Raw genomic sequence first — 26,852 nt, forward strand, 5'->3', positions numbered from 1 at the left:
CTACTCGCCCTCGCCGCCGGAATCTGGCACAACTGGCTCCTCGGAACACCCAACAAACGATCCCTCATCGCCTACGACCATTAGGACTCACTCATCTAGATGATGCCGTCGGAGAGGGAGCTCGGGTTGCCGAAGCGGTGGGCCGTGATCGAGATCGCCTGCTCCCGCAGGAACGGCAGCAGTTCCAACCGGCCGGCCTGGGTCACGGGGTGCGCGTAGACGGCGATGTCGGGACTGCCGCCGAGGGCGTGGGCGAGGGCGGATGCGGCATCCGTCGCCCCGGCGAGGGGGGTTCCCCCGATCAGGCGCACCCGGGTGGTCGTGATGCCACCGGCTGCGGCGCGCTCGAGCCACTCGGCGTCGCTCTCGACGGTGACCGGGATCTCCCGGTCGGCGAGGTGGCCCCGCACGATCGGCGGCACCGGGATTGCGCTGGACACCAGGAAGCGGGACTTCGAGAGGGTGGCCGCGGCGATCACCCGGAGCAGGTTCGAGAGCGTGCCGTCCTCGGCCAGGCGCACCGTGACCGGAAGCGGGAGGTAGCGGAACAGGTTGCGCTCGTAGCCGAGGTTCGACACGTCCTTCACCGCGCCGAACTCCTCGCGCCAGGCAAGGGCGTCGCTCAGGGCGGACCGGCGCAGCACGTCGAAGTCCGCGTAGTCGAGCACCGGCTGCGAGCCTTCGATCACGTCGGTGACGCGCTGTTCCAGCCCGCGCAGGTGCAGGGTCGAGCTGTTCCGGCCGGGGTTGGTCACCCAGCTGCCGAGCCCGAACAGGTAGTTCGGTCCGCCCGCCTTGGTGCCGGGGCCGACGGCCGAGCGCTTCCAGCCGCCGAACGGCTGGCGCTGCACGATCGCGCCGGTGATGCCGCGGTTCACGTAGAGGTTGCCGGCCTCGATCGTGTCGAGCCATTCGGCCAGTTCGGCCGGGTCGAGCGAGTGCAGGCCGGAGGTGAGGCCGTAGTCCACCGCGTTCTGGAACCGGATGGCCTCGGCGAGGTTGCGGGCGTGCATGACGCCGAGCACCGGGCCGAAGAACTCGGTCAGGTGGAAGTAGGAGCCGGGGGCGACGCCGGTGCGGATGCCGGGCGACCAGAGTTTGCCCTCCTCGTCCAGCCGCTCGGGCTCGACCAGCCAGCTCTCCTCGGCACCGAGCGTGGTGAGGGCGTGCAGCAACTTGCCCTCCGCCGGTTCGATGATCGGGCCCATCTGGGTGGTCGGATCGGCCGGCCAGCCCACCCGCAGGGAGGTCGCGGCATCCACCAGCTGGCGCAGGAAGCGCTCCGACTTGGCGACGGAGCCGACGAGGATGACCAGGCTCGCGGCGGAGCACTTCTGGCCGGCGTGGCCGAAGGCGCTCTTGATCACATCGATCGCGGCGAGGTCGAGGTCGGCGGACGGGGTCACGATGATGGCGTTCTTGCCGCTTGTCTCCGCGAGCAGCGGCAGGTCCTCCCGGAAGCCGCGGAAGAGCTGCGCGGTCTCGTAGGCGCCGGTCAGGATGACCCGGTCGACGGCAGGGTGCGAGATGAGCTGGGTGCCGAGCGCGCGGTCGGCGAGGTCGACGAGCGCGAGCAGCTCGCGGGGAACCCCGGCCTCCCAGAGTGCCTCGACCATGACGGCGCCGGTGCGCTGGGCGAGCTTGGCGGGCTTGACGATCACGCCGGAGCCGGCGGCGAGGGCGGCGAGTACTCCGCCGGCCGAGATCGCGACCGGGAAGTTCCACGGCGGGGTGACCACGGTGAGCCTGGACGGCACGAAGATCGCGCCCTGCACGGCGTCGAGGCCCTTCGCCCGCTCCGCGTAGTAGTGCGCGAAGTCGATCGCCTCGCTGACCTCAGGGTCGGCCTCGGCGATGGTCTTGCCGGTCTCGGCGGCCATCACCTCGATCAGGCGGTCCCGATTCGCGGCGAGCGCGAGGCCGGCGCGGTGCAGCACCGCGGCCCGCTCGGCGCCGGGCAGCTGGCCCCAGGCCTCGCCGCTGGCGGCGACGGATGCGATCAACCGGTCGAGCTGGTCGGCATCGGTCACGGCGGCCTCGGTGATGGCGTCCACGCCGAGCCGGGAGGATTCGACGCGGGCGAGGATGCGGCGGCCCCAGGCGCGGTTCGCCGGCATCGACGGGTCGGTGTCGGGCTCGTTGTGGAAGCCGGACCGGGCGGCAGCGGGCGCGCCGGCGCCGGGCGCGGCGTCCAGGGCGGCGGAGACGGATCCGCGGGTGAGGCCGAGCACCGCTGCGGTGAGGCCGGCGTCGGCCTCAGCGCCGTCGGCCGCGTCCTCGGCCCGGGCCTCGGCCTCGAGCTGGGTCACCGCGGAGCGGTCCTGGCTGCGGTTGGGCTTCGGCACGACGGTGTCGAGAGTCGCGAGCGAGGCGAGGAAGCGCTGCTTCTCCCGCTCGAACAGGGCGGGTGTCGTGGTCAGTTCGAACACGGCCGACATGAAGTTGTCCTGGCTGGCGTTCTCCTCGAGGCGGCGGATCAGGTAGCTGATGGCCACGTCGAATTCGGCCGGGTTCACGACCGGCGTATACAGCAGCAGGCGTCCGACGTCCTTGCGCACGGCGTCGGCCTGGCTGGTGGCCATGCCGAGCAGCATCTCGAACTCGACCCGGTCGTCGACGCCGCGCTGCTGGGAGAGGAGGTGGGCCCAGGCCACGTCGAAGAGGTTGTGGCCGGCGACGCCGATCTTGACGGCATCCGTGTTCTGGGGGGTGAGCGCCCAGCTGAGCACCCGCTTGTAGTTCGTGTCGCTGTCCTGCTTGGTGCCGTAGGTCGCGAGCGGCCAGTCGTGCACGGCGGCGTCGACGTGCTCCATGGCGAGGTTGGCGCCCTTGACGACGCGCACCTTGATCGGGGCGCCCCCGGCGGCGCGGCGGCCCTGGGACCAGTGGGTCAGGCCCTGCAGCGCGGCGAGCGCGTCGGGCAGGTAGGCCTGCAGCACGATGCCGGCCTCGAGGTGGAGCAGCTGGGGCAGGTCGAGGATGCGCTCGAAGACCGCGATCGTCAGGTCGAGGTCGCGGTACTCCTCCATGTCCAGGTTGATGAACTTGGGCGTGGCGGAGGCCGATGCCAGTTCGTAGAGCGGGGTGAGGCGTTCGACGACCCGGTTCACGGCCTCGTCGAAGGACCACATCGAGAGCTGGCTGGCGATCGACGATACCTTGATCGAGACGTAGTCGACGTCGTCACGCAGTAGCAGCGCCCTGGTGCCGTCGAGGCGGCGGAGGGCCTCCTTCTCACCGAGCACGGCCTCGCCGAGCAGGTTGATGTTGAGCCGGTTGCCGGACTCCCTCAGGTGGGCGATCGCCGGGCCCAGCTTGTCGGGCGTGGCGTCGACGACGAGGTGTCCGACCATCTGGCGCAGCACCTTGCGGGCTGCGGGGATGACCACCCAGGGCAGCACGGGGCCGAGCACACCGCCGAGGCCGATCGCCCCGCGCATGTACGACGGCAGGAATCCCGGCGCCTTCTTCGCCACTGTCTGCAGGTTGTAACCGGCGACCATCAGATCCTCCGGCCGCATCACGCCGTCGACGAAGCCGACGGTGAAGTCGAGCCCGTTCGGGTCCTTGAGCACGCCGGCGAGGCGTTCGGCCGACACGTCGGCGGGAATGGTGGCACTGTCGGCGAGCCACTTCTTGACGAGCGCGACGACCTCGGCGCTCAGGTCCTGCTGCACGTGGGGAGAGGGGTTGGTCATGGTCACGAGGTTAGTCTTTCGTTTCGGCACGCCTCATACCAGAGGATTCTATTTTCAGTGTGCCGCCCGCATTCGTTTAGCAAAAGCGATTCTTCTTGATCGATATTCATTAGGATTACTGATCTAACACGGTCGAGCCGGAGGAAGTGCCCATGCTGGATGTCCGCCGCCTGCGGCTGCTGCGCGAGCTGAAGATCCGGGGCACCCTCGCCGGGGTGGCGGAGGCCCTGGCCTACAGCCCCTCGGCCGTCTCCCAGCAGCTCGCCCTGCTCGAAAAGGAGGCCGGGGTTCCGCTGCTGCAGAAGGTGGGCCGCCGGGTGCGGCTCACCCCGCAGGCGGAGGTGCTGGTCGAGCACACGACCCACCTCCTCGAGCGCCTGGAGCTGGCCGAGGCCGAGATGACGGCGTCGCTGACGACCGTGTCGGGTACTGTGCGGGTGGCCCTCTTCCAGTCGGCCGCGCACGCCCTGATCCCGCAGGCGCTCACCCTGCTGGCCGGCGAGTTCCCCGGCCTCCGGGTGGAGGTGACCGAGCGTGAGCCGGAGCGCGGATTGTTCGAGGTCTCCGCCCGCGACTTCGACCTCGTGCTGGCCGAGCAGTATCCGGGGCACACCCGCGCGCACTGGCCCGACCTCGACCGGGTGAACCTTTCGACGGATGCGCTCCGGCTCGCCGTGCCGCCGCCGCGCGCCGGCCGCAGCGCTCCCGCGTCGCTCGAGGAGGCGGCGGGCCTGCCCTGGGTGATGGAGCCGCAGGGCACGGCGTCGCGGCACTGGGCCAGGCAGCTCTGCCGGTCGGCCGGTTTCGAGCCGGACGTGCGGTTCGAGACCGCGGACCTGATCGCGCACATCCGGTTGATCGAATCCGGAAATGCCGTCGGCATCCTGCCCGATCTGATCTGGGCGGGCCACGAGCCCACCGTGCACCTGGTCGACCTTCCCGGCCGGCCGAACCGCACGGTGTTCTCCGCGACCCGGCGGTCGAGTGCCAGCCGGCCCGGCGTGCTCGCCGTCCGCGACGCGCTGGCCAGGGCCGTCGGGCTGGTGGCCGGGCCGGCCCCGCGTTCCGGGCCGACGTTGTAGGCTGCCCGCGTGCGAGTGATTGTCCTCGGGGCGACAGGCGAGATGGGCCGTCGGGTCTCCAGTGTGCTGGAGTCCCGGGGCCACAGCGTGGGGCGCGTCTCCCGGTCGACGGGGGTCGACGTCGTCACCGGGGAAGGCCTCGCGGCGGCATTCGCCGGGGCGGACACCGTGCTCGATTGCCTCAACCGGCCCACACTGTCGGCCCGGAGAGCCACCGCGTTCTTCGCCACGACCGCGCGCCAGGTCGCCGACGCCGCCCGGGCCGCGAACGTCCTGCACCTGGTCTGCCTGTCGATCGTGAACGTGACCGACCCAGGGGTCAATTCCCGGCTCGGTTATTACCGGGGCAAGGCCGCGCAGGAGGCTGTCTACCGCGCCGCGCCCGTGCCCGCGACGGTGGTCTCGTCAACGCAATGGTTCGAGCTGGCTCGCTCGCTGCTGCACCAGATCCGGATGGGACGGGTCGCGGTCGTGCCGCGGATGCTCGCCCAACCGGTGGCCGCCGGCTCGGTGGCCGCGTACCTGGCCGACGTCGTCGCCGAGGGACACCGGCCGGGCATCGTGCGAACGATCGCCGGACCGGAGCAGCACGACCTGGCCGACCTGGCCCGTCGCCTGGCCGCCGTCGAGGAGCCCCGGACCCGGGTGCTCCGGCTCCCGCTGCTCGGCGCGGCCATCGCCCACGGCGCTCTCCTTCCGGGCGCGGAAGCGCGAGTCGACCCGGTTCGATTCGAGGACTGGCTAGTCTCGAGGCATGACTGAACCCACTCACGACGTCGTGATTGTCGGCGGCGGACACAACGGCCTCACCGCCGCCGCCTACCTTGCCCTCGCCGGGAAGAGCGTGCTCCTGCTCGAGCGCGACGACCACGTGGGCGGCGCGGCCATCTCGGCCGAGGCCTTCCCCGGAGTCGACGCGCGGCTGTCGCGCTACTCCTACCTGGTCAGCCTGCTCCCCCGGCGGATCATCGACGAACTGGGCCTGTCGATCGAGCTCGCCCGGCGGCGTTATTCCTCGTACACGCCCAACCCCGCCGACACCACCGGCGGCCTGCTGGTCGACCGCGGCGACGACGCCGCCACGCGCATGAGCTTCGACCGGGTCGGCGCCGGCGACGACTTCGACGCCTGGAACGCGTTCTACCGCGACACGGAGGCCCTCGCGACGGCACTCTTCCCCACGGTCTGCGAGCCGCTGCCGACCCGCTCGGAGGCCCGCCGGCTGGTCGGGGACGACTTCGTCTGGGACCAGTTCATCGAGCGCCCGCTCGGCACGGCCATCACCGAACGGTTCGGGAGCGACCTGGTGCGCGGCGTCGTCGCCACCGACGGCCTGATCGGCACGTTCACCTCGACGGACGACCTGTCCCTCGACGCCAATCGGTGCTTCCTGTACCACGTCATCGGGAACGAGACCGGGGACTGGGACGTGCCCATCGGCGGGATGGGCGCCGTCACCGGCGCCCTCGAGAATGCCGCCCGCCAGGCCGGCGCCCGCATCGTCACCGGGGCGCTGGTCACCTCGGTCAGTCCGGACGGCGAGGTGCGGTACCGCCGCGGTGACGTGGAGCGCGTCGTCGTCGGCGGGCACGTGCTCGCCAACGTCGCCCCGTGGGTCCTGCAGGAGCTCCTGGCCGCCGGGACCGCCGACGCTCCCCTCCCCGCGGCGGCCGCCGCCGGACCGGCCATCGCCAAACCGGAGGGCGCCCAGGTCAAGGTGAACCTGCTGCTCACCCGGTTGCCGACGCTGCGCGACCCGTCGGTCTCACCGGAGGCCGCGTTCGGCGGCACCTTCCACATCAACGAGACGTTCAGCCAGTTGGAGGACGCCTGGGAGCAGGCGACCCGCGGCGTGATCCCCGAACTGCTGCCCTGCGAGATCTACTGTCACTCACTGACCGACCCGAGCATCCTCTCGCCGGAGCTCGTCGCGGCCGGCGCGCAGACCCTGACCGTGTTCGGACTGCACGCGCCGAGCCGCTGGCTGAGCGACGAGAACAACGACGCCACCCGGGCCAGGCTGCAGGCGGCCGTGCTCGCCTCGCTCAACTCGGTGCTCGCCGAGCCGATCGAGGACCTGCTGCTGACGGATACCGAGGGGAACCCCTGCGTGGAGACGAAGACCACCCTCGACCTCGAACACGCCCTCAACCTGCCGGGCGGCAACATCTTCCACGGCCCCCTGGACTGGCCGTTCCTCGAGGACGACGAGCCGAGGGACACCCCGGCCCAGCGCTGGGGCGTCGCCACCGCGCACCCGCGGATCCTGATCTGCGGCGCGGGGGCACGGCGCGGCGGCGGGGTGAGCGGGATCGGCGGGCACAACGCGGCGATGGCGGTGCTCGAGGACTCCTGACCCGCCGCCGCGCAGAATACCGGGACGTCGAGCGTCAGGCGCGACCGGCGTCAGCTGTGGTCGTCGCCATGACCGCGGTCGTCACCGCGGCAGTCGCCTCCCTTCCGCTCGGAATCGCCGGCCGCCCGCGAGACACCCCGGATCTTCCAGACCTCACCGTTGTGCGTGACGACCAGGGCTGTGTCACCCAGGAAATCGACGGAGGTCGGCAGATTCAGCTCGGCCGTGACAACGGAGAAGGTGCCGTCGTCGTTCACCCGGAGCAGCTCCCCACTGTTCGGCAGTGCCGGAGAGCCGGCGGGAACATTACCCGGCGAATCGCCCTGGGAGAGGGCGTAGAGCGCGCCGCAGCGCCCGAATTCCACGTCGACAAGCAAGCTGAACCCCGAGGCCACGTCGGTCACTTCCTCGGTGTCCGGGTTTCTGAGCGGGAACGAGACAACCTTGCCGTCGGCGGGGGCGTGCGGCACCGGGCCGGCCTCGGCCAGGTACACGGTCTTGCCGGCCACGGCCAGCCCGGTCGGAACGATGTTGCCGAACCCGATGAGCTCGCTCACCTCGCCCGACCTCGACACCGACAGCACCCGGTTGTGATGGCCGTCGGAGACGAGGAATCCGCCCCGCACCGGCTGCAGAGCGAATTGCACCCCGCGATCAAGGTCGAACGCGGTGGCCGGCGGATGTGTGCGCGAGAACTCCCCGAGGTCGGCGATGACCGTGAAGGTGTTCGGGCCGTCAACCCGGTAGATCCCGTCGATCTGGTTCCCGCCGACATCCGGGCCGACAACCGACACGAGCACGTAGGCCGTGTCGCCGACGAACGCGACGTCGATCGGACCGCCGATGGGGATCACCGCCTTGGGCAGGCCGGATGCGAAGGTCGTGGTGCTGCCGGTGCGGGGATCGATCCTGGTGATCTCGCCGGTCGTCCCCTCGGCGACGTAGAGCGCCCCGTCAGGTCCGATGGCGCCGCCGCTGGTGCCTTCGAGGCCGGAGACGAGCAGTTCGGCGACGGCCGGATGCGCATCGGTCCCGTGTCCGGTGGTGGCTCCGGCGATCGACGGAACGAGGATTGCTGGCACGATCAGGGCGGCCAGGGCCGCGGCATGGAACAGAGTTCGTTTGACACCCATGGTTTTTCCTCCGATTGAGTAGGTGTGGCCCAGGGATCATGCCGATGGCGGCGATGGGCGGCCGGCTTGTCACGGCGGGAGCGGTCCTCAGGTCACGGAACGACGTGAGGTGTTTCTCGCCGCCATCCTGCTCCCGGGCCGCGCCCACGTCAAGGCATCGCCCTGGCGGGGGACCCTCCCCCGGGCCGGCGCTTGGCGTGGCCGCTGGCCCCCGGCCGGAGAAGGGCATAGTTTTGTAGTGAGGCCAGTGCCTCACTCACCGTGGAGGTTCCCATGTCAGCCAAGCCAACCGGACGCCTCGCCCAGCGCGAGGACGGGCTCTATCTCATGCTCGATCGGCTCTTCACCGCGCCGATCGACGACGTGTGGGCGAGCATGAGCCGACCCGCCGGCCTAGCCGGCTGGATTGGCACCTACACCGGTTCCCCCGAAACGGGCGCCGTGCGCTTCCGCCTCGATGAGCCTGGCGCCGAGTGGGAGTACGTCAGCATCCTCACCTGCATCCCGCCGAAGCGGTTCACCGTCAACATCGGCGAGGGCGACGCCGCCCGGCACGTCATCCTGCACCTCGTCGAGGGTGCGGGGATGACCACCCTCACGTTCGGCCAGCGGCTGCACAGCGCGGCGGACGCCGAGACCGTCGGCCCGTACTGGGACTACTACTTCGACCGCCTGGTCGCCGCCCGGCTCGGCAAGCCGCTCCCCGATCGCGCGCACTACCACCCGCACGCCGAGTACTACCGGGAGCTCGTCGTTCCCAAGCGGGCCGCCGAACCGATCCACTGACCGGTGGGTTCCGCCGGCGAGGCTACTCCCAGAGGCTGGGGGCGGCCGCGCGGGTCGCGGGCATCGCCACATCCGTGCTCCACTCCAGCAGCCAGTGCGGAACGGTGACGGATGCCGGCACCGCCCCGACCGCCTCGGTGAGCTCGTCGATCGTGACGACTCCGCCGCCGCGCTTGAGGAATCGGCCGCGGATGAAGCCCTGGGCGTAGACCTCGGGCGCGCCGTCGGCATCCGGTCGCACGAAGCGCTGCTCCACGTAGACGGCCTTCTCGTCGAAGCCGAGAATGCGCGACTCGACGGTGAAGCGCTGGCCGAGGGTCAGGGACTTCCGGAAGCTGATCGTCTCCGAGACGACGACGGGGTACCAGCCTTTGGCGAGGAAGATCGCCCAGATCCCGGTGCGATGCAGCAGGTCGAACCGGGCGATGTCCATGATCGACAGGTATACCCCGTTGTTCATGTGCCGCAGGATGTCCTGGTCGGTCGGCAGGGTGATGAACCGGGTGCGGGCGACGTCGTAGTGGCCGAGCCTCGCTCCGAAGCGGGACAGCAGACTGTGGAGGAGGGTTCGCCAGAGCATATGCACCCTGCGATGCTAGGGCCAGGAAAGCCCGGTCCGCGCATTTTCTGCTGAGGGCCACAAGCATTCGTCACGCCAGGCCAGGAACCTGCACGATTGCCACAGCGGATGGGGCCCGGCGCGGTCTAGCATTGCCCCATGGTTCCCCTGTCCAACCTGCTGACGTTCGCGCTGGCCTCCGTCGCGCTGATCGCGCTGCCCGGCCCGACGGTGCTGTTCGTGATCGGGCGGTCGCTCGCGCTCGGCCGGATCGGCGGCTTCCTCAGCGTGCTCGGCAACGCCCTCGGCATGGTTCCCGTGATCGCGGCCGTCGCGCTCGGCCTCGGGGCCATCGTCACCCAGTCGGTGGTGGTCTTCACCGTGATCAAGTTCGTCGGCGCCGCCTACATCGTCTACCTGGGCGTGCACGCCATCCGGCATCGCCGGGCGGTGGCCAGGGACATCGGGGTGAGCGTCGCCCGCAAGTCCAACTGGCGCCTGCTGGCAGAGGGCTCGGTGGTGGGCGTCAGCAACCCCAAGTCGATGGTCTTCTTCGTCGCGGTGCTGCCGCAGTTCGTCGACTACCGGGCCGGCGCGGTGCCGTTGCAGCTGATGACCCTGGGCGTGCTGTTCGTGTTCCTCGCCCTGCTCGGCGACAGCGTCTGGGCGCTCGCGGCGGGGTCGGCCAGGGACTGGTTCGCGAAATCGCCCCGCCGGATGGAGAACCTCTCCGCGACGGGCGGCGTGATGATGATCGGCCTCGGCGGCGTGCTCGCCGCCACCGGCGCGCAGTCCTGACTCCTCCTGCTGCTCCCGGTCAGGCTGCTGCTGCAGGTCAGGCGGGGACCGCGGCGGGCAGGGCGGCCACCCGGCGCACGAAGGCTCCGAGGCGACGGTAGACCTCCTGGGACTCGGGGTGCCGGGAATCCTGCTGCCAGGTGTGGTGGGTGTTCGCCCGGCCGCGCTCGTAGATCAGCGTGTCGACGGTGATCGAGCGGCGACGCAGCGCCGCGATGAAATTGAGGTTGGCCCGGTAGAAGTAGTCCCGCTCCGAGGTGGTCACGAAGACGGGCGGGAACCCGCTGTCCAGCCACTCGATCGGGGACATGAACCGGGCTGCGGCGCGCAGCACGAGGCCGCGGCCCCGCTCAGGCAGCAGCATCCGCAGAAAATTGAGGCTCAGCACGAAGCCGCGCTCGAACATCACCGAGACGTCCGCGATGCTGCAGTGCTGCACGAGGCCGCGCAGGTTTTCCGGTTCGACCTGCGGGCGGATGCCGTAGTAGGCGGCCAGCCTGGGTTCGTAGGCGGAGGCGGCCAGGAGCGCGGCGATGTGCCCGCCGGCCGAGTCGCCGCCGAGCACGATCCGGGTCGGGTCGCCGCCGAAGCGGTCGATGTTGCGGGCCACCCAGTCGAGCACCTCGTTGGCGTCCTCGAGCATGTGCTTGAGCTGGAAGTGGGTGGCCATCCGGTAGTTCGCGTTGACCACGACCATGCCGTCGGCGGCCTGGCTCGCGCAGTACTTGGTCAGCGGCGCCTTGTCGCCCGATGTCCAGCCGCCGCCGTGGAAGTAGATGTAGACCGGGAGAGGTTCGGGCGCGTCGTGCGGCACCATGACGTCGAGACGATGGTCACGGATGCCGTCGCCGGCGTAGTCGAGGTCGAGGTGGTAGTCGACGGTGTCGATCGGCTCCGCGTTGAACTTGTGCAGTTCGCCGGGCAGGATGCGGTGCATCAGTGCCCGCCAGACCCAGACCGGAACCCGGGAGAGCGCCGTCTCCTTGTGCGATTTCGGCTTCTTCGGTGTTCGCCTTGGTGCGGCGGATACGGGGGGTGCGTCGGTGCCGATTGCTGGAGGTGGGCTCGTCATGCGAGGGAGCGGTGGGTCTGGATCACCTGCCGACTGTATGACGCCCGACCGTGAGCAAGCTGAGAGCGCCTCACCTTCGAGATTGAGAAGCCCGAGCGCACAATGACATCCGCTGCCCCTGTTGGACAGTTCACTCGGTACGGGTGGAGGCTGGGCAGATGGACTACACACATCTCGGCCGTTCCGGCCTCGCGGTCTCCCGGCTCTGCCTCGGCACGATGAACTTCGGCCACTGGACCCCGGAGGCCGACGCGCACGCCATCATGGACGCGGCTCGTGGCTACGGCATCAACTACTTCGACACCGCCAATGTGTACGGTGACAGCACCGGCAAGGGCGGCACCGAGAAGATCATCGGCGACTGGTTCGCCCAGGGCGGCGCCCGCCGGGAGGGAACCGTGCTCGCGACCAAGCTCTACGGCGACATGAGCGGACTGCCCAACGAGGGCAAGCTCTCTGCGCTGAACATCCGTCGCGCCCTCGACGCGAGCCTGACGCGGCTGCAGACGGACTACATCGACATCTACCAGTTCCACCACGTGGACCGGGACACCCCGTGGGACGAGATCTGGCAGGCGATGGAGACGGCCGTCGCGCAGGGCAAGATCCTTTACGCCGGCAGCAGCAACTTCGCCGGCTGGCACATCGCCACCGCCCAGGCGGAGGCGCGGCGGCGCAACTTCACCGGGCTGGTCAGCGAGCAGTCGATCTACAACCTGCTGACCCGGGACATCGAGCTCGAGGTCATTCCCTCGGCTGTGAGCCACGGCCTGGGCATCATCCCCTGGTCGCCGCTGCAGGGCGGACTGCTCGGCGGGGTGCTCCGCAAGGAGCAGGAGGGCAAGCGACGCCTCGAGGGCAAGGTCGGCGAACAGCTCGCGAAGCACCGCACCGCGATCGGGCAGTACGAGGACTTCTGCGCGGAGCTCGGCCACGAGCCGGGCGACGTCGGCCTGGCCTGGCTGCTGCACCAGCCCGCCGTCACCGCGCCGATCGTGGGTCCGCGCACGCAGGGCCAGCTGGACGCCGCGGTTCGAGCGCTCACGGTCAGCCTCGACACGGCGGCCCTCGCCCGGCTGGACGAGATCTTCCCGGGCCGGAAGCCGGCACCGGAGCACTACGCATGGTGACGCCGGCGACGGGCTCCCTCCCGCCGGCGAGCGCCGGGCTGACCGTGCTCTTCGTCGGGGGCACCGGGGTGATCAGCGCCGCCGCCGCTGAGCGGGCCGTCGCCGCCGGCCACCGCCTGACCATCCTCAACCGCGGCCGGGCGACGCTCCGCCCCCTGCCGGCCGGAACCGAACTGCTGGTCGCGGACATCCGTGATCCCGCATCCGTCCGCTCCGCGCTCGGCTCCCGCAGCTTCGACGTCGTCGTCGACTTCGTCGCCTTCACGCCCGGCCAGGTCGCGGCCGACATCGAACTGTTCGAGGGGCGAACGGGGCAGTACGTCTTCATCAGCTCGGCCTCGGCCTACCAGAAGCCCCCGGGCGTTCTGCCGATTCGCGAGTCGACTCCCCTGCGCAACCCGTTCTGGCAGTATTCGCGGGACAAGATCGCCGGCGAGGACCTTCTTGTCGCCGCGTATCGCGAACGGGGTTTCCCGGTGACGATCGTGCGCCCGTCGCACACCTATGACCACACTCAGATTCCGCTCACCGGCGGCTGGTCGGACATCGTCCGGCTGCGGGCCGGGGCGCCCGTTGTCGTGCACGGTGACGGCACATCGCTGTGGACGCTCACGCACAGCACCGATTTTGCGAAGGCGTTCGTCGGGCTGCTCGGTCTTCCCCAGGCGGTGGGCGACAGTTTCACGATCACCTCCGACGAGGTCATGCCGTGGAATGCCATCTACGCCGTGTATGCCGCGGCAGCCGGAGCCCCGGAGCCCGACCTCGTGCACGTGGCGTCGGAGACGATCGCGGCCGCCGACCCGGAGCTCGGCCCGCCGCTTCTCGGGGACAAGGCCCATTCGGTGATCTTCGACAACACCAAGGTCAGGGCGCTGGTGCCGGAGTTCGTCTGCACCACGCCGCTCTGGCGGGGAGCCCGGGCCACCCTCGCCTGGTTCGACGCGCATCCGGAACACCAGCTGCCCAACCCGGCGCTGACGAGCACATTCGACGCACTCATTGCGGCCGCACGGCCCGAAACCGGCTTCGCCCGGGGATTGAAGGACTCATGAAGACCCGGCTCATCGCCCACCGTCAGGTCAGCGCGATCGGACTCGGCGGCATGCCCATGTCGATCGAGGGCCGACCGGATGCCGCACGCTCCGTCGCCACCATCCACGCCGCCCTGGAGGAGGGCGTGACCCTTTTCGACACGGCGGATTCGTACCACGTGCACAGCGACGAGGTCGGCCACAACGAAACTCTGATCGCCGGCGCGATCGGGTCGTGGGGAGGCGACACGTCGACCGTGCTGGTGGCGACGAAGGGTGGGCATCTCCGGCCCGGGGACGGCACCTGGACCGTCGACGGCCGGCCCGAGTACGTGAAGCAGGCGGCCGAGGCGTCACTGAAACGCCTCGGCGGCGACGCGATCGGGCTGTACCAGTTCCACCGGCCCGACCCGGCCGTGCCGTACGCCGACTCGATCGGAGCCCTGCGCGACCTGCTCGACGCGGGCACGATCGAGCTGGCCGGCATCTCCAACGCGAACCCGGAGCAGATCCTGCTGGCCAGGGAGATCCTGGGCGGTCGCCTGGCGAGCGTGCAGAACCAGTTCTCGCCCGCGTTCCGCAGCAGCGAGTCGGAGCTGCGGCTCTGCGATGAGCTCGGCATCGCGTTCCTCCCCTGGCGGCCGCTCGGCGGCATCCTGTCCGCGGCGGCACTCGGCGATCGGTTCCCCGCGTTCCAGGCCGTCGCCGCCGCACGCGGCCTGAGCCCGCAGGTGGTCTGCCTCGCCTGGCACCTGGCGAAGTCGCCCCAGGTCATTCCGATCCCGGGCGCCTCCCGCCCGGAGAGCATCCGGGATTCGGTTCAGGCGGCCGAGTTCACGCTCACCCCGGAGGAATCGGCGACGCTCGACGCCGCCTGAGCGGGCGCCCGGGTGAGCAGCTGATCGAGGAACGCCGTGGCGGCCGGGCTCGGCTCGTCCGCCACGGCCACCGCGACGTGCCACTGCGGCATCCCCGCGTGCAATGCCACCGCGTGCAACTCGTCCGGGCGTTTCTCCGCGAAGCTCTCCGGTACGATCGCGATGCCGAGGTTGTGGCCGACCAGGTCGAGAAGCGGGTGCACGTCGTTCACCTCGAGGGTGGCCCGGTAGTCGAACCCGGCCGCGGCGAAGGCGCGCCGGGTCAGCACGTGCGCACCCCAGCCGGCCTGGAAGCCGACGAGCGACTCGGTGCGCAGGGAATCCATCTCGATCCCGGCACTGGCGGCGAGCGGATGCCCGGGGTGACAGAGCACGATCAGGTTCTGCGTGCTCAGCCGGAGCAGCCGCACCCCAGGCGGGGTGTCGCCGGTCTCGACCACGAGCGCGACATCGGTCTGCCCGCCGGCGACGCTCTCGGTGAGGTCGACGGAACCGGCGTAGCGCAACCGGATCTCGACGCCCGGGTTCAGCCGCCGGAACTCCGCCAGCTCGGCCGGCAGGTCGACCGACCCGAGGCAGGGCTCGGCGCCGACCGTGAGGGTGCCGCGCATCAGCCCGCGCACCGCGGCCACCGCGTTGCGGGCGGCGGCGGCGCTGGCCAGGGTGCGCACCGCATCCGTCAGCAGCGCCCGGCCGGCGGTCGTCAGTTCGACCCGCCTGGTGCTGCGGACGAACAGGGACGTGCCCAGTTCGATCTCGAGGGCGCGGATCGACGCCGACAGGCCGGACTGCGAGATCTGCAGGAGCTCCGCGGCCCGGGTGAAGTGGCGTTCCTCGGCCACGGCGACGAAGTGTTCGAGCTGGCGCAATTCCATTCAGCGATTGTACTGCTGGATCACGCCGGTCCTAGGAGCCGTCCGTGTTGCCGGCGGCTCCCCCAAACACGCCGGTGGCCTCGAGGATGCCGCGGGCCAGGGTGTGGAAGTGCAGGGTGAATCCCAGCACGGCCGGCGTGGACGCGGGGCCGACGTCGAGGTGAGGGACGTCCACCGCGTGCACGATGAACTGGTAGCGGTGCGTGCCCGTGCCGGCCGGCGGGCCGGCCCCGATGAACGCGCGCTGCCCCGCCTCGTTCGGCAGGGTCACCGCGCCGGCGGGAAGCAGGTGCCCGCCGGCCGCGCCGACACCCGGTGGGAGGCTGGTCACCGTTGCCGGCAGGTTGAAGACCGCCCAATGCCAGAATCCCGAGCCGGTCGGCGCATCCGGGTCGTACGCGGTCACCGCGAAGCTCCGCGTCGCCGCCGGGAAGCCGGACCAGGACAACTGGGGGGAGAGGTCTGCGCCGCCGGCACCCCGGCCGTACTGTGCCGCGGCGAGCGGCCGGCCGTGGGTCATCTCGGTGCTCGTCAGGCTGAAGAGCGGGACGTCGCCGAACCGGGCGAGGGGATCAGGTGTGCTCACGTTTCCTCCGTTGTCTGCCACCAGCCTAGGGAGATTCCGCCGGGGCGCGAGGGTCCGAGCCCGCGAGGAGGGCGGTAAAATGGGCCGATGGCCATCCCGAAGATCCTGCTCTACTACGTCTTCACGCCACTGGCCGACCCCGATGCGGTGCGGCTTTGGCAGCGCGACCTCTGCGCGGCGCTGGGCATCCGCGGCCGGATCCTGATCTCAGCCCAGGGGCTGAACGGCACGATCGGCGGCGACCTCGCCGCGCTCAAACGCTACGTGCGGAAGACCCGCGACTATCCGGCGTTCAAGCAGATTGACTTCACGTGGAGCAACGGGACGGCACTGGACCCGGCCGGCCTCAGCCTGGACTTCCCCCGCCTGGTCGTGAAGGTGCGCGACGAGATCGTGAGCTTCGGAGCTCCCGGCGAACTGAAGGTGGACGCGGACGGCGTCGTCGGCGGCGGCGAGAAACTGAGCCCGGCCGAGCTGCATTCACTGGTCGGCGAGCGCGGCGACGACGTCGTCTTCTTCGACGGGCGCAACGCCTTCGAGGCGGAGATCGGCCGGTTCCGGAACGCGGTCGTGCCCGACGTCGCCAACACGCGCGAATTCGTCGCCGAACTCGACAGCGGCAAGTACGACCATCTCAAGGGCAAGCCCGTCGTCACCTACTGCACCGGCGGCATCCGCTGCGAGGTGCTCAGCGGCCTGATGAAGGACCGCGGCTTCAGCGAGGTCTACCAGCTCGACGGCGGCGTCGTGCGTTACGGCGAGGCGTTCGGCGACGACGGCCTGTGGGACGGCTCGCTCTACGTCTTCGACCAGCGGATGTCCGTGGACTTCAGTGACCACACTGCGGTGCTCGGCCACTGCCGGGCCTGCGGCGAGCCGACGAAGAACATGCTCAACTGCCGGGATGTCTCCTGCCGGGAACAGCTCGTCGTCTGCGCGACCTGCGCCGGGCGCGACGCACCGGCCTGCGCCGGGCACGCTCTGCACCCACGCTGACCGCCCGCTGGGTCCGGCGCGACGACGCGGTACGCCCGGTCGGTGTCCGCGCAGGGCATAGTCTGGGGTCAAATCGGAAATCGGGGTGCGCGAATGCCAGTCGGAGCGGTGATCGAGTTCAGCAACATCACCAAACGATTCGGTGATGTCACCGCGGTGGACGACCTGTCCTTCACCGTGGAGCCCGGCCGGGTCACCGGCTTCCTCGGCCCCAACGGCGCCGGCAAGACCACGACCCTGCGGATGCTGCTCGGCCTTGTCAGCCCCGGCTCCGGCAGCGCCACCTTCGGCGGCCTGCGCTACCACGACCTGCCGCACCCGTTGGCGACCGTGGGCGCCGCCCTCGAAGCCGCCAGTTTCCACCCGGGCCGCACCGCCCGGAACCACCTGTCGATCTACGCGACCGCAGCCGGCCTGCCGCAGGCCCGGGTGGCGGAGGTGCTGCACCTGGTCGGCCTGTCCGAGCACGGCGGCCAGCGCGTCGGCGGCTACTCGCTGGGCATGCGCCAGCGCCTGGGTCTGGCCTGCACGCTGCTCGGCGACCCCGGCGTGCTCGTTCTCGACGAACCGATCAACGGCCTCGACCCCGAGGGCATCAAGTGGATCCGCGGCTTCCTGCGCGACATGGCAGCCGAGGGCCGCACCGTCCTGGTGAGCTCCCATCTGCTGAGCGAGGTCCAGCAGAGCGTCGACGACGTGATCATCATCGCCAAGGGCAGGCTGGTGCACCGCGGGCCGCTCTCCAGCCTGGAAACCCAGGTGGCGCCGCAGGTGGTCGTCGACTCTCCCGACCGCGCCGCCCTCGCGAGCGCCCTGGCCCGAGCCGGGGTCGTCTTCTCCCAGGGCCGGACCGGGCTGCTGGCCACCGCCGCCGACCCGGCCCGGATCGGCCACATCGCCTTCACCGCCGGCGTGGAGGTGAGCGCCCTGCACCGCCAGAAGAAGGGCCTGGAGGATGCGTTCCTCACCCTCGTGGAAGGAAGCGACTCGCTGTGACCATGTTGCTGCGCGCCATCAGGGCCGAGTTCGCCAAGCTCCTCACCACCCGCATCTGGTGGGTCCTCGCCGCCGTGCTCTTCGGCTACATCGGCCTGCTCTCCGGTGGTCTGGCCGCGTTGTTCGCGGGAATCCAGAGCGGGGCCATCGACCCGAGCGCGGCCGGCACCGGGTCCCAGAGTACCCCGCCCCTCGGCAGCCTTCCCCCGCTCGTCTACAGCTTCGCCTCCTCCGTCGGGTATGTCTTTCCCGTCCTGCTCGGCGCCCTCGCGACCACCGGGGAATTCCGGCACCAGACCCTCACGCCCACCTTCCTTGCCAACCCGCGGCGGGCGCAGGTGCTCGGTGCGAAGGCGATCACCCTGTTCCTCGCCGGCGGCGCGTTCGGCGCCGTCGCGCTGCTCGCCTCCGTCGGCATCGGCGCCCTCGTCATCAACGCGTTCGGGGTCGACACCTTGCTCGGCGACAGCGCCACCTGGGCCCTGATCGGCCGCACCCTGCTCGCCATGGCTCTCTGGGCGGCCGTAGGGGTCGGTCTCGGCGTGCTCGTGCCCAACCAGGTTGCCTCGATCGTGATCGTGCTCGCGTTCACCCAGTTCGTCGAGCCGCTGCTGCGCTTCGCCTCGATGTTCACCGAGGCCACCGCCGGGATCGGCAAGTTCCTGCCGGGGGCGGCATCCGATGCCCTGGTCGGTGCGAGCATCTTCACCGTGGCCAGCCCGGTCGGCGGTGCGGCGGCCGCGCTCGACTGGTGGCAGGGCGGGCTCGTGCTGCTCGCCTATGCGGCGGCCGCCACCATCGGCGGCTACTTCGTCAGCTGGCGCCGCGACGTCACCTGAGCCAGGCTCCCCGGGTCGGCGCCGCTGGTTGGCCGCCGCGCCGCCTGCGGGTCGGCGCGTAGGCTCGACCCATGGGCATTGAAACGCAGTTCCGCGCAATCGTCGTCGACCGCACCGAAGACGCGGAGGGCAGGAAGACCCAGAGCTCGGCGCTCCGCCTGGTCGATGACGGTTTCCTGATGCCCGGGGACGTGACCGTTGTCGTCGAGTACTCCGGCATCAACTTCAAGGACGGCCTCGCCCTGATGGGTCGCCCCGGCGTCGTGCGGGTCTGGCCGCTGATCGCCGGGATCGACCTGGTCGGCACCGTCGAGTCGAGCACCGACCCGCGCTGGAGCACCGGGGATCGCGTCATCCTGAACGGCGCCGGCCTCGGCGAAACCCACCACGGCGGACTCGCCGAGCGGGCCCGGGTGAGCGGCGCCTCCCTGGTGCGGCTCCCTGCCGGCATCAGCGCGAAGCGCGCGGCCGCGATCGGGACCGCCGGGTTCACGGCCATGCTCTCCGTGCTGGCACTCGAGCAGGGTGGTATCACGCCCGACTCGGGAGACGTCCTCGTCACCGGCGCTGCCGGCGGAGTCGGCTCGATCGCGATCGCCCTGCTCGCGGTGCGCGGCTACCGGGTGCACGCCTCAACCGGCCGGGCCGACGAGCTCGGCGGCTACCTGAGGGGTCTCGGCGCTGCGGACCTGGTCGACCGGCGCACCCTGAGCGACGCCGGCAAGCCCCTGCAGGCCCAGCGCTGGGCCGCGGCCATCGACTCTGTCGGAAGTTCCACCCTCGCCAACGTCCTCGCCCAGATGAATTACGGCGGAGTGGTCGCAGCCTGCGGTCTCGCCCAGGGCCCAGACCTGCCGACCACGGTCATGCCGTTCATCCTGCGCGCGGTCAGCCTGATCGGCATCAACTCGGTCGAGGCTCCGCTCTCCCTTCGTGAGAAGGCATGGGGCCGGCTCGCGGCCGACCTCGACCTCGGCCTGCTCGACGACCTGACCGAGGAGATCGGCCTCGACGACGCGTTCGGGGCGGCCGAGCGCATCCTCGCCGGCACGATCCACGGGCGCACCGTGGTCGACGTCCGGGCATAGGCTGCCGGCATGAGCATTGTCGCGGCCGTCTTCGTCGCCCTCGCGGCGTTGCTGCACGGCTACATCTTCCTGATGGAAAGCATCTGGTGGACCCGCCCGGCGACCTGGAAACGGTTCGGCGTGGCCAGCCAGGCCGATGCGGACGCGACCCGGCCGATGGCCTACAACCAGGGTTTCTACAATCTGTTCCTCGCCGTCGGCGCCGTCATCGGGCTCCTGCTCTTCTTCAGTGGCCAGTCGCCGGCCGGCACCGCACTCGTGCTGTTCAGCACCGGCTCGATGGTGCTCGCCGCGACCGTGCTGACAACAACGGGACCCGGCTACCGGCGGGCGGCCCTGACCCAGGGCACCCTGCCGCTGATCGGTTTCGTCCTCTTCCTGGTCAGCTGACGCGCCGCCGAGCTCAGAGCTTGAGCGAGGCGATCAGGTCGGGTGCGTGGTTGGTGGTCAGGATGACCCGCGCGAAGTCCTCTTCGACGAGGTCGATGACGACGGCCTGGCGCTTGCGCTTGATGGCGAGGAAGTCCTTGCCGCCGTGGAACTTCCACGTGCCGACCGCGAGCACCAACGGCAGCTCGAGGCCCGGCGCCTTGATCCCCCGGATCCAGATCCACGGGTCGTCGGTGATGGTCACCGTACGGATGTTCTCCCGCTGCACGACGAGGTCATCTCGCCGGAGCGAGAGGGTCTTCTCTGCCTTCGTGAGGTGGATCTCAAGCCGGTCGGGGTGAACGCGCAGGGAGGCCATGCTCCTAGTCTGCCTGTTCCGGGCGGAAATCGGTTTGTCGGTTCCTCACAAAGGAATAACGTCCCCGCGGTCGGATGCTCACACCACCGCCGTGGCGGCGGCCGCCGCCTTCGCTGCAGCGGGCAGCGCGTCGACGATCCACTCGATCGCGGCCTCGTCGTGGGCGGCCGACACGAACCACGCCTCGAACACCGACGGCGGCAGGGAAACACCCTGGTCGAGCATGGAATGGAAGAACGGCCCGTACCGGAAGGCCTCCTGCCGCTGCACCTGGGCGTAGTCGCGCGGCGCCGAGGCCGCTGCCTCCTCGCCGAACACGAAGCTGAACAGGCTGCCGGCGCGTTGCACGCTGTGCGCGACGCCTTCGGCACTGAGCGCGGCCGACACCGCACCGGAGAGGCGCACGGCGGTGGCGTCGAGCCCGGCGTAGACGTCCGCGTCGAGCGCCTGCAGCGTGGCGATTCCCGCGGCCACCGCCACCGGGTTCCCCGACAGGGTGCCGGCCTGGTAGACCGGGCCGTTCGGGGCGAGGTGGTCCATCACGTCGGCCCGGCCGCCGAGCGCCGCCACCGGCAGTCCGCCGCCGATGACCTTGCCGAAGGTGAACAGGTCGGGGCTGTACATGGGCCGGTCGCCCGCGTTCTCCAGTCCCCAGAAGCCGGCCGGGCCGACCCGGAAGCCGGTCAGCACCTCGTCGATGATGAGCAGCGCGCCGTGCTCGTGCGCGAGGTCGGCGAGGGCGGCGTTGAAGCCGGGATCCGGGGCCACGACGCCCATGTTCGCGGCGGCGGCCTCCGTGATCACGGCGGCGATCCGGCCCGGATGGGCCTCGAAGGCCAGCCGGACGGCGGCAAGGTCGTTGTACGGCAGCACGAGGGTCTGCGCGGCCGTCGCGGCCGTCACGCCGGCCGAGCCGGGCAGGGCCAGCGTGGCCAGGCCGGAGCCGGCCTGGGCGAGCAGCCCGTCGGAGTGGCCGTGGTAGTGCCCGGCGAACTTGATCAGGAGGTCACGCCCGGTGAAGCCGCGGGCCAGGCGAATGGCCGTCATGGTGGCCTCCGTGCCGGTCGAGACCAGGCGCAGCTTCTCGACCGCACCCACCCGGGCCTCGATCAGTTCGGCCAGCACCGTCTCACCGGGGGTCGAGGCGCCGAAGGACAGCCCGAGCGCGGCGGCATCCTGCACCGCCTGCACCACGCCGGGGTGGGCGTGGCCGAGGATGGCCGGACCCCAGGAGCTGACCAGGTCGACGTAGTCGCGCCCGTCGGAGTCGGTGACGTAGGCGCCCTTGGCCTTGACCAGGAACAGGGGGGTGCCGCCGACCGAGCGGAAGGCGCGCACCGGAGAGTTGACCCCGCCGGGGATGGCGCGCTGGGCGCGCGCGAACAGGTCGTCGTTGTGGGTCATCAGCGGGTGGGCCTCTCGGTGAGCCAGTCGGCCAGTTCGACGGCCCAGTAGGTGAGCACGGCATCCGCCCCGGCACGACGGATGCTGAGGACGGACTCCTCGATCGCGCGGCGACGGTCGATCCAGCCGTGGGCGGCGGCGGCCTCGATCATCGCGTATTCGCCGGAAACCTGATATGCCCAGACGGGAATGTCGCTGACGGCGGAGACGTCGGCCAGCACGTCGAGGTAGCTGCCGGCCGGCTTGACCATGACGATGTCGGCGCCCTCGCTGATGTCGAGCAGGGCTTCGCGCACGCCCTCCCGGCGGTTGGCCGGGTCGAGCTGGTAGCTGCGGCGGTCACCGACGAGGGTGGACTCCACGGCGTCGCGGAAGGGACCGTAGAAGGCGGAGGCGTACTTGGCCGAATAGGCGAGCACGGCCGTGTCCACGTAGCCGGACTGGTCGAGCGCCTCGCGCACCGCCGCCACCTGGCCGTCCATCATGCCGCTGAGGCCCAGCAGCTGCGAACCGGAGGCGGCCTGTACGAGCGCCATCTCGCGGTAGCGCTCGAGAGTAGTGTCATTGTCGACGGTGCCGTCCGCGGAGAGCACGCCGCAGTGCCCGTGGTCGGTGAACTCGTCCAGGCAGAGGTCGGTCTGCACGACGAGGGCGTCGCCGACCTCGGTGACAAGCGCCCGGGTGGCCACGTTGAGGATGCCGTCAGGGTCGGTCGCACCCGTGCCGACGGCATCGCGCACATCGGGCACGCCGAAGAGCATGATCCCGCCGATGCCGGCCTCCGCCGCCCGGGCGACGGCGCGCCGGGCACTGTCGACGGTGTGCTGCACGACCCCCGGCATCGACTGGATCGGCACGGCTGCGCCGGTGCCTTCCCGCACGAACATCGGCAGGACGAGCTCGGAGGGGTGCAGTCGGGTTTCGCTGGCCAGGCGACGGAGCGCGGGTGTGGTGCGCAACCGTCGCGGGCGGATGACGGGGTTTATCACTCCTCAACCCTACGTCGCCCGGCGGAGCCTCCGCGAACTGTGAGGTGTGCACCCTTCCGGGGGCCCGGAACCGAGCGTAAGTCTCAGTTCGCCGAGGCAGGTGACCGGCTCAGCGGGAGAGTGCGACCTGGACCAGGGCCTCGATCAGGGATTCGGCGCTCGGCGCGTCGGCCACCACGTCGACCCGCAGTCCGATCGCCGCGGCATCCTTCGCCGTGCGCGGGCCGATGCAGGCGACGACGGTGGTTTCAGGAACCGGTCCGAGCTGGTCCTGCACCTGTTGGGCGACGCTCCCCGAGGTGACGAGCAGCGCCTGCACCCGGCCGGCCGCGACGTCGGCCACGACCCGCTCATCGACCGGCACGCCGATGGTGCGGTAGGCGACGACCGATTCGACCTCGTGGCCGATCCGGCGCAGCCCCTCGGTGAGCAGCGGCTTGGCGATCTCCGACCGGAGGGTGAGGATGCGCAGCGGCACCACTCCCTGGGTAGCCGCCTCCCACTCGGACAGGAGGCCGCGGGCCGAATTGTCTTCGGAGGGGACGATGTCGACGCGATACCCGGCCGCGATCAGGGCAGCGGCGGTGGTTTCGCCGACGGCAGCGATCCGGGTTCCGGGGGCGACGACAGCACGGTGCGAGGACAGCACGTCGACGGTGGTGGCGCTGGTGACGGTCATCCAGTCGAAATCGCCGGCGGCGAGCCTGGCCAGCGCCTCTTCGAGCGCGGGTGCGTCGTCGGTCGCGGCGAAGTTGATCATCGGCGCGACGATCGGCTGCGCCCCCTTGGCGCGCAGATCGGCCGCGACGTGGTCGCCCCACGGGCCGCCGCGGGGCACCAGGATGCGCCAGCCGGTCAACGGCTTGGTCAGGTTCGGTTTGGTCTTGTAACGCCAGGTCATTACGAAGTCACCTTCATCGGGGCGAAGTCGGCAGCACCGCCGGAGAGCAGGTCTCGGGCCACACGTTCTGAGACGTCCTGGGCGGCGTCGACCAGGTGTGCAATGGAAAAGGATTCAGGCGTCGCGGCATGCGAGCTCACGACGCTTTGGGCACCATCTGGACTGTACACCGTCGCGGTGAGGAAGAGGAGACCGTCGTCGATGGCGGCCATAGCGCCGATCGGCGCGGCGCACCCTGCCTCGAGGTGCGCGAGCACAAGCCGTTCCGCCGTCGTCGTGGCCTGGGTCGTCGCGTGGTTGATAGCGTCCAGCGCCCGGACCAGCGTGCGGTCCAGCCTGCCGGAGCGCACCTCGACCGCCAGGGCGCCCTGGCCCGGCGCGGTCGGCCAGGCGGACAGCTCGAGGAACTCCGGCTCGAAGGTGGTCAACAGTCCGAGCCGGCCGAGACCCGCGGCCGCGAGCACGACGGCATCGAGGTCGCCGGGGGCCACGCGACCCAGCCTGGTGTCGACGTTCCCGCGGAGGTCGACGACCTCGAGGTCGGGGCGCACCTGGCGCAGCTGCGCCACCCGGCGCGGCGACCCGGTGCCGACCCGCGCGCCCTGGGGCAGGGTGGAGAGAGTGAAGCCGTCACGGGCGCAGAGCACGTCGCGGGCATCCGCTCGCTTGGGCGTGGCCCCGATGGCCAGACCCTCGTACGCTGCGGTGGGCAGGTCCTTGAAGGAGTGCACGACGAGGTCGCACTCACCGGCGAGGAGGGATTCGCGGAGGGCGCTGGCGAACACCCCGGTTCCGCCGAGGCTGGACAACGGCTCGGTGGACGTGTCCCCGTGGGTGGTGACCTGGACGATCTCGACCTCGGCGCCCGCGGCGGCGGCGATCCGGTTGGCGATCTGCGTCGTCTGGGCGAGGGCGAGGGCGCTCCCGCGGGTGCCGACGCGAATGGCAGCACTCACGGTGCCATCCCCGCGACGGCAGGCTTGAATCCGAGGCGAACGTTCTCGCAGCAGCCGGGCCGGCACACGTCGTACCAGGGGCCGAGGTCCGTCATCGCGGGGCGTTCTTCGACGGGCACGTCGGTCAGGCGCTCGAGGACGAGGTCGACGAGTCCACTGACGTAGGCCGGGTCGACGCCGGGGGTGGGCACGCGCACCGAGAACAGGCCGTGTTCCCTGGCGGTTTCCGTTGCCTCGTTGTCGAGGTCCCACATGACCTCCATGTGGTCGCTCACGAAGCCGAGCGGCACGATCACGACGGCACGGATGCCCCGGGCCGGCAGCAGCGCGATGGCGTCGTTGATGTCGGGCTCGAGCCACGGCATGCTCGGCGGTCCGCTGCGCGACTGGAAGACCAGCTGCCACGGGCTCTGGATCGGCTCCGCGACGGAGTCGCCGTCGATGACGACCTGCGCGACGGCCAGGTGCTGGGCCTTGTAGGCGCCACCCTCACCGAATCCGAGGGCCGCCGGGCCGCTCTTGGCGGCATCCGTCATGGGGATGGAGTGGGTGGAGAACAGGATCTCCACCTCGGTGGCCAGGTCGATGCCGGGGATGGAGGCGGCGACCTCCTCCAGGCCCTTCCGAACGCCGGTGATGAACGGCATCACGAAACCGGGGTGGTCGAAGAACTGGCGCACCTTGTCGATCTGCACGATGCCCTCGAGGCCGTTCACGGACAGCGCCTCGGCGAAGTCCTCGCGGTACTGGCGGCAGCCGGAGTAGGAGCTGTACGCGCTGGTGGCGATGGCGAGCAGCCGGTCCTGGCCGTTGGAGTGCGCCTCGGCGACGACGTCGCGCAGGTACGGTCCCCAGTTCCGGTTGCCCCAGAGCACGGGCAGGTCGATTCCGCGGCCGGCCAGCTCGACCTCGAGGGCCGCCTTGAGCACGCGGTTCTGGTTGTTGATCGGGCTGATCCCGCCGAAGTGACGGTAGTGATGGGCCACCTCTTCGAGGCGCTCCTCCGGGATGCCGCGGCCGCGCGTGACGTTGCGCAGGAACGGGATCACGTCGTCCTGGCCCTCCGGCCCGCCGAATCCGGCGAGCAGGACGGCGTCGTAGCGCGCCACTACTGCAGCACCTCGACGAGTTCGGCGGTGCCGATGCGGCGCCCGGTGTAGAACGGGATCTCCTCGCGGACGTGCCGGCGGGCTTCGGTCTCGCGCAGGCCCCGCATGAGGTCGACGAGTTCGGTGAGTTCGTCGCTTTCGATCGGCAGGAGCCATTCGTAGTCGCCGAGGGCGAACGCGGAGACCGTGTTGGCGATCGCGCCGCGGTAGGCGGCACCCTTGCGGCCGTGGTCGGCGAGCATGGCGCTCCGCTCGGCCTCGGGGAGCAGGTACCACTCGTAGCTGCGCACGAACGGGTAGACCGTCAGCCAGCCCTTCGGTTCGACTCCGCGGAGGAACCCGGGCACGTGGCTCTTGTTGAACTCGGCGTCCCGGTGCACGCCCATCGCGTTCCAGGTGGGGAGCAGGCTCTTGAGCAGGCGGCTGCGGCGCAGCTCCCGGTTGGCCCACTGCAGGGACTCGGCCTCGGGCGCGTGGGTCCAGATCATCACGTCGGCGTCGGCGCGCAGCCCGGAGACATCGTAGAAGCCGCGCACGGTCACACCCTCCGCCTCGACGAGCTCAACCACGTCATCGAGCTCAAGCACGGCGTGCGGCACGTCGCGGCCGTCGAGGTCATCCGGGTTGCTCGGGTCCTTGCGCAGGACCGTGAACAGCGTGAACCCCTGGGGGGATGCCGCAGAGGCGTCGGCCGCTGACGGGGTCTCGGCGGGACTGGTCGGGTGGAGTGGGTTTACTGCCTCTCCGGCAGCCGGGTGAGTCATGAGTACTAGTCTCTACTTCTTTGCGACCAGAGCCAAAAGACGCGCCCGGTGCCCGCGGGTGCGCCGGTGTTCCCG

At 70.5% G+C, this 26,852-nt stretch carries 26 protein-coding genes; 13 read left to right on the forward strand and 13 right to left on the reverse strand.

Going from position 1 to position 26,852, the window contains the following annotated elements; genetic code table 11:
* Positions 1 to 95 precede the first annotated feature (95 nt).
* Positions 96 to 3,698, reverse strand: coding sequence for a bifunctional proline dehydrogenase/L-glutamate gamma-semialdehyde dehydrogenase (locus E3O48_RS14940; protein WP_134540005.1), 3,603 nt, complete (start codon positions 3,696 to 3,698; stop codon positions 96 to 98).
* A gap of 152 nt (positions 3,699 to 3,850) precedes the next feature.
* Between E3O48_RS14940 and E3O48_RS14945 the strand changes: the two genes are divergently transcribed.
* Genes E3O48_RS14945 through E3O48_RS14955 form a run of 3 tightly spaced genes read left to right on the forward strand, consistent with a single transcriptional unit; the run spans position 3,851 to position 7,136 of the window.
* Positions 3,851 to 4,780 (forward strand): LysR family transcriptional regulator, encoded by a 930-nt coding sequence (locus tag E3O48_RS14945; RefSeq protein ID WP_134540007.1) that lies wholly within the window; start codon positions 3,851 to 3,853, stop codon positions 4,778 to 4,780.
* Between the two features lie 9 nt (positions 4,781 to 4,789).
* Positions 4,790 to 5,542, forward strand: coding sequence for an SDR family oxidoreductase (locus E3O48_RS14950; protein WP_134540009.1), 753 nt, complete (start codon positions 4,790 to 4,792; stop codon positions 5,540 to 5,542).
* On the forward strand, positions 5,535 to 7,136 hold the full coding sequence (locus E3O48_RS14955; RefSeq protein WP_134540011.1) for an NAD(P)/FAD-dependent oxidoreductase: 1,602 nt from the start codon (positions 5,535 to 5,537) through the stop codon (positions 7,134 to 7,136). The genes E3O48_RS14950 and E3O48_RS14955 overlap by 8 nt, the downstream gene beginning before the upstream one ends.
* A 50-nt stretch (positions 7,137 to 7,186) precedes the next feature.
* On the opposite strand, the gene E3O48_RS14960 is transcribed toward E3O48_RS14955, so the two are convergent.
* Entirely contained in the window at positions 7,187 to 8,269 is a 1,083-nt protein-coding gene (locus E3O48_RS14960; RefSeq protein WP_134540013.1) for a ScyD/ScyE family protein, read from the reverse strand.
* Between the two features lie 273 nt (positions 8,270 to 8,542).
* Between E3O48_RS14960 and E3O48_RS14965 the strand changes: the two genes are divergently transcribed.
* Positions 8,543 to 9,055, forward strand: coding sequence for an SRPBCC domain-containing protein (locus E3O48_RS14965; RefSeq protein WP_134507833.1), 513 nt, complete (start codon positions 8,543 to 8,545; stop codon positions 9,053 to 9,055).
* A 22-nt stretch (positions 9,056 to 9,077) separates the two neighbouring features.
* Here the strand turns inward: E3O48_RS14965 and E3O48_RS14970 are convergent, their stop codons facing one another.
* Positions 9,078 to 9,641 carry an acyl-CoA thioesterase gene (locus E3O48_RS14970; protein WP_370250162.1) on the reverse strand — a complete coding sequence of 188 codons (564 nt, stop codon included), beginning with the start codon at positions 9,639 to 9,641 and terminating at the stop codon, positions 9,078 to 9,080.
* 132 nt (positions 9,642 to 9,773) lie between these two features.
* Here E3O48_RS14970 and E3O48_RS14975 point away from each other — a divergent pair, with 132 nt between their 5' ends.
* Positions 9,774 to 10,412 carry a LysE family translocator gene (locus E3O48_RS14975; protein ID WP_134540017.1) on the forward strand — a complete coding sequence of 213 codons (639 nt, stop codon included), beginning with the start codon at positions 9,774 to 9,776 and terminating at the stop codon, positions 10,410 to 10,412.
* A gap of 37 nt (positions 10,413 to 10,449) precedes the next feature.
* On the opposite strand, the gene E3O48_RS14980 is transcribed toward E3O48_RS14975, so the two are convergent.
* Positions 10,450 to 11,484: an alpha/beta hydrolase gene (locus tag E3O48_RS14980; RefSeq protein ID WP_241982565.1), complete on the reverse strand. Its 1,035-nt coding sequence runs from the start codon at positions 11,482 to 11,484 to the stop codon at positions 10,450 to 10,452.
* Between the two features lie 158 nt (positions 11,485 to 11,642).
* Between E3O48_RS14980 and E3O48_RS14985 the strand changes: the two genes are divergently transcribed.
* Genes E3O48_RS14985 through E3O48_RS14995 form a run of 3 tightly spaced genes read left to right on the forward strand, consistent with a single transcriptional unit; the run spans position 11,643 to position 14,526 of the window.
* The gene (locus E3O48_RS14985) at positions 11,643 to 12,614 is read left to right on the forward strand and encodes an aldo/keto reductase (RefSeq protein ID WP_134540019.1); all 972 of its coding nucleotides are present in this window, start codon (positions 11,643 to 11,645) and stop codon (positions 12,612 to 12,614) included.
* Positions 12,608 to 13,669, forward strand: coding sequence for an NAD-dependent epimerase/dehydratase family protein (locus E3O48_RS14990; RefSeq protein WP_134507825.1), 1,062 nt, complete (start codon positions 12,608 to 12,610; stop codon positions 13,667 to 13,669). Before E3O48_RS14985 ends, E3O48_RS14990 begins: the two co-directional genes overlap by 7 nt.
* Complete coding sequence (locus E3O48_RS14995; protein ID WP_134540021.1) at positions 13,666 to 14,526, forward strand: aldo/keto reductase; 861 nt, start codon at positions 13,666 to 13,668, stop codon at positions 14,524 to 14,526. The genes E3O48_RS14990 and E3O48_RS14995 overlap by 4 nt, the downstream gene beginning before the upstream one ends.
* Here E3O48_RS14995 and E3O48_RS15000 read toward each other — a convergent pair.
* Positions 14,469 to 15,401 (reverse strand): LysR family transcriptional regulator, encoded by a 933-nt coding sequence (locus E3O48_RS15000; RefSeq protein WP_134540023.1) that lies wholly within the window; start codon positions 15,399 to 15,401, stop codon positions 14,469 to 14,471. The genes E3O48_RS14995 and E3O48_RS15000 overlap by 58 nt on opposite strands.
* A gap of 31 nt (positions 15,402 to 15,432) precedes the next feature.
* Positions 15,433 to 15,921, reverse strand: coding sequence for a YbhB/YbcL family Raf kinase inhibitor-like protein (locus tag E3O48_RS15005; RefSeq protein ID WP_134540520.1), 489 nt, complete (start codon positions 15,919 to 15,921; stop codon positions 15,433 to 15,435).
* A gap of 153 nt (positions 15,922 to 16,074) precedes the next feature.
* Here E3O48_RS15005 and E3O48_RS15010 point away from each other — a divergent pair, with 153 nt between their 5' ends.
* The 5 genes from E3O48_RS15010 to E3O48_RS15030 all read left to right on the forward strand — a co-directional run bounded on the left by E3O48_RS15010 (position 16,075) and on the right by E3O48_RS15030 (position 20,296).
* Positions 16,075 to 16,983 carry a rhodanese-related sulfurtransferase gene (locus E3O48_RS15010; protein WP_134540025.1) on the forward strand — a complete coding sequence of 303 codons (909 nt, stop codon included), beginning with the start codon at positions 16,075 to 16,077 and terminating at the stop codon, positions 16,981 to 16,983.
* A 93-nt stretch (positions 16,984 to 17,076) separates the two neighbouring features.
* Complete coding sequence (locus E3O48_RS15015) at positions 17,077 to 17,979, forward strand: ABC transporter ATP-binding protein (protein WP_134507817.1); 903 nt, start codon at positions 17,077 to 17,079, stop codon at positions 17,977 to 17,979.
* A 2-nt stretch (positions 17,980 to 17,981) separates the two neighbouring features.
* Positions 17,982 to 18,818, forward strand: coding sequence for an ABC transporter permease (locus tag E3O48_RS15020; protein WP_134540523.1), 837 nt, complete (start codon positions 17,982 to 17,984; stop codon positions 18,816 to 18,818).
* Between the two features lie 71 nt (positions 18,819 to 18,889).
* On the forward strand, positions 18,890 to 19,906 hold the full coding sequence (locus tag E3O48_RS15025) for an MDR family oxidoreductase (RefSeq protein ID WP_134540027.1): 1,017 nt from the start codon (positions 18,890 to 18,892) through the stop codon (positions 19,904 to 19,906).
* Between the two features lie 9 nt (positions 19,907 to 19,915).
* Positions 19,916 to 20,296, forward strand: coding sequence for a DUF1304 domain-containing protein (locus E3O48_RS15030; RefSeq protein ID WP_134540029.1), 381 nt, complete (start codon positions 19,916 to 19,918; stop codon positions 20,294 to 20,296).
* A 13-nt stretch (positions 20,297 to 20,309) separates the two neighbouring features.
* On the opposite strand, the gene E3O48_RS15035 is transcribed toward E3O48_RS15030, so the two are convergent.
* The 7 genes from E3O48_RS15035 to hemQ form a co-directional block, all read right to left on the reverse strand.
* Positions 20,310 to 20,654 (reverse strand): hypothetical protein, encoded by a 345-nt coding sequence (locus E3O48_RS15035; RefSeq protein WP_134540031.1) that lies wholly within the window; start codon positions 20,652 to 20,654, stop codon positions 20,310 to 20,312.
* A gap of 78 nt (positions 20,655 to 20,732) precedes the next feature.
* On the reverse strand, positions 20,733 to 22,058 hold the full coding sequence (gene hemL, locus E3O48_RS15040) for a glutamate-1-semialdehyde 2,1-aminomutase (RefSeq protein ID WP_134540033.1): 1,326 nt from the start codon (positions 22,056 to 22,058) through the stop codon (positions 20,733 to 20,735).
* Positions 22,058 to 23,044, reverse strand: coding sequence for a porphobilinogen synthase (gene hemB, locus E3O48_RS15045; protein WP_370250275.1), 987 nt, complete (start codon positions 23,042 to 23,044; stop codon positions 22,058 to 22,060). Before hemB ends, hemL begins: the two co-directional genes overlap by 1 nt.
* 112 nt (positions 23,045 to 23,156) lie before the next feature.
* Positions 23,157 to 23,948, reverse strand: coding sequence for a uroporphyrinogen-III synthase (locus E3O48_RS15050; RefSeq protein ID WP_134540037.1), 792 nt, complete (start codon positions 23,946 to 23,948; stop codon positions 23,157 to 23,159).
* On the reverse strand, positions 23,948 to 24,904 hold the full coding sequence (gene hemC / locus E3O48_RS15055; protein ID WP_241982567.1) for a hydroxymethylbilane synthase: 957 nt from the start codon (positions 24,902 to 24,904) through the stop codon (positions 23,948 to 23,950). The genes E3O48_RS15050 and hemC overlap by 1 nt, the downstream gene beginning before the upstream one ends.
* Complete coding sequence (locus E3O48_RS15060; protein WP_134507803.1) at positions 24,901 to 26,013, reverse strand: ferrochelatase; 1,113 nt, start codon at positions 26,011 to 26,013, stop codon at positions 24,901 to 24,903. The genes hemC and E3O48_RS15060 overlap by 4 nt, the downstream gene beginning before the upstream one ends.
* Positions 26,013 to 26,777 carry a hydrogen peroxide-dependent heme synthase gene (gene hemQ / locus E3O48_RS15065; RefSeq protein WP_134507801.1) on the reverse strand — a complete coding sequence of 255 codons (765 nt, stop codon included), beginning with the start codon at positions 26,775 to 26,777 and terminating at the stop codon, positions 26,013 to 26,015. The genes E3O48_RS15060 and hemQ overlap by 1 nt, the downstream gene beginning before the upstream one ends.
* Positions 26,778 to 26,852: the final 75 nt, after the last annotated feature.

The organism is Cryobacterium sp. HLT2-28, assembly GCF_004402495.1.
Taxonomy (GTDB): Bacteria; Actinomycetota; Actinomycetes; order Actinomycetales; family Microbacteriaceae; genus Cryobacterium; species Cryobacterium mannosilyticum.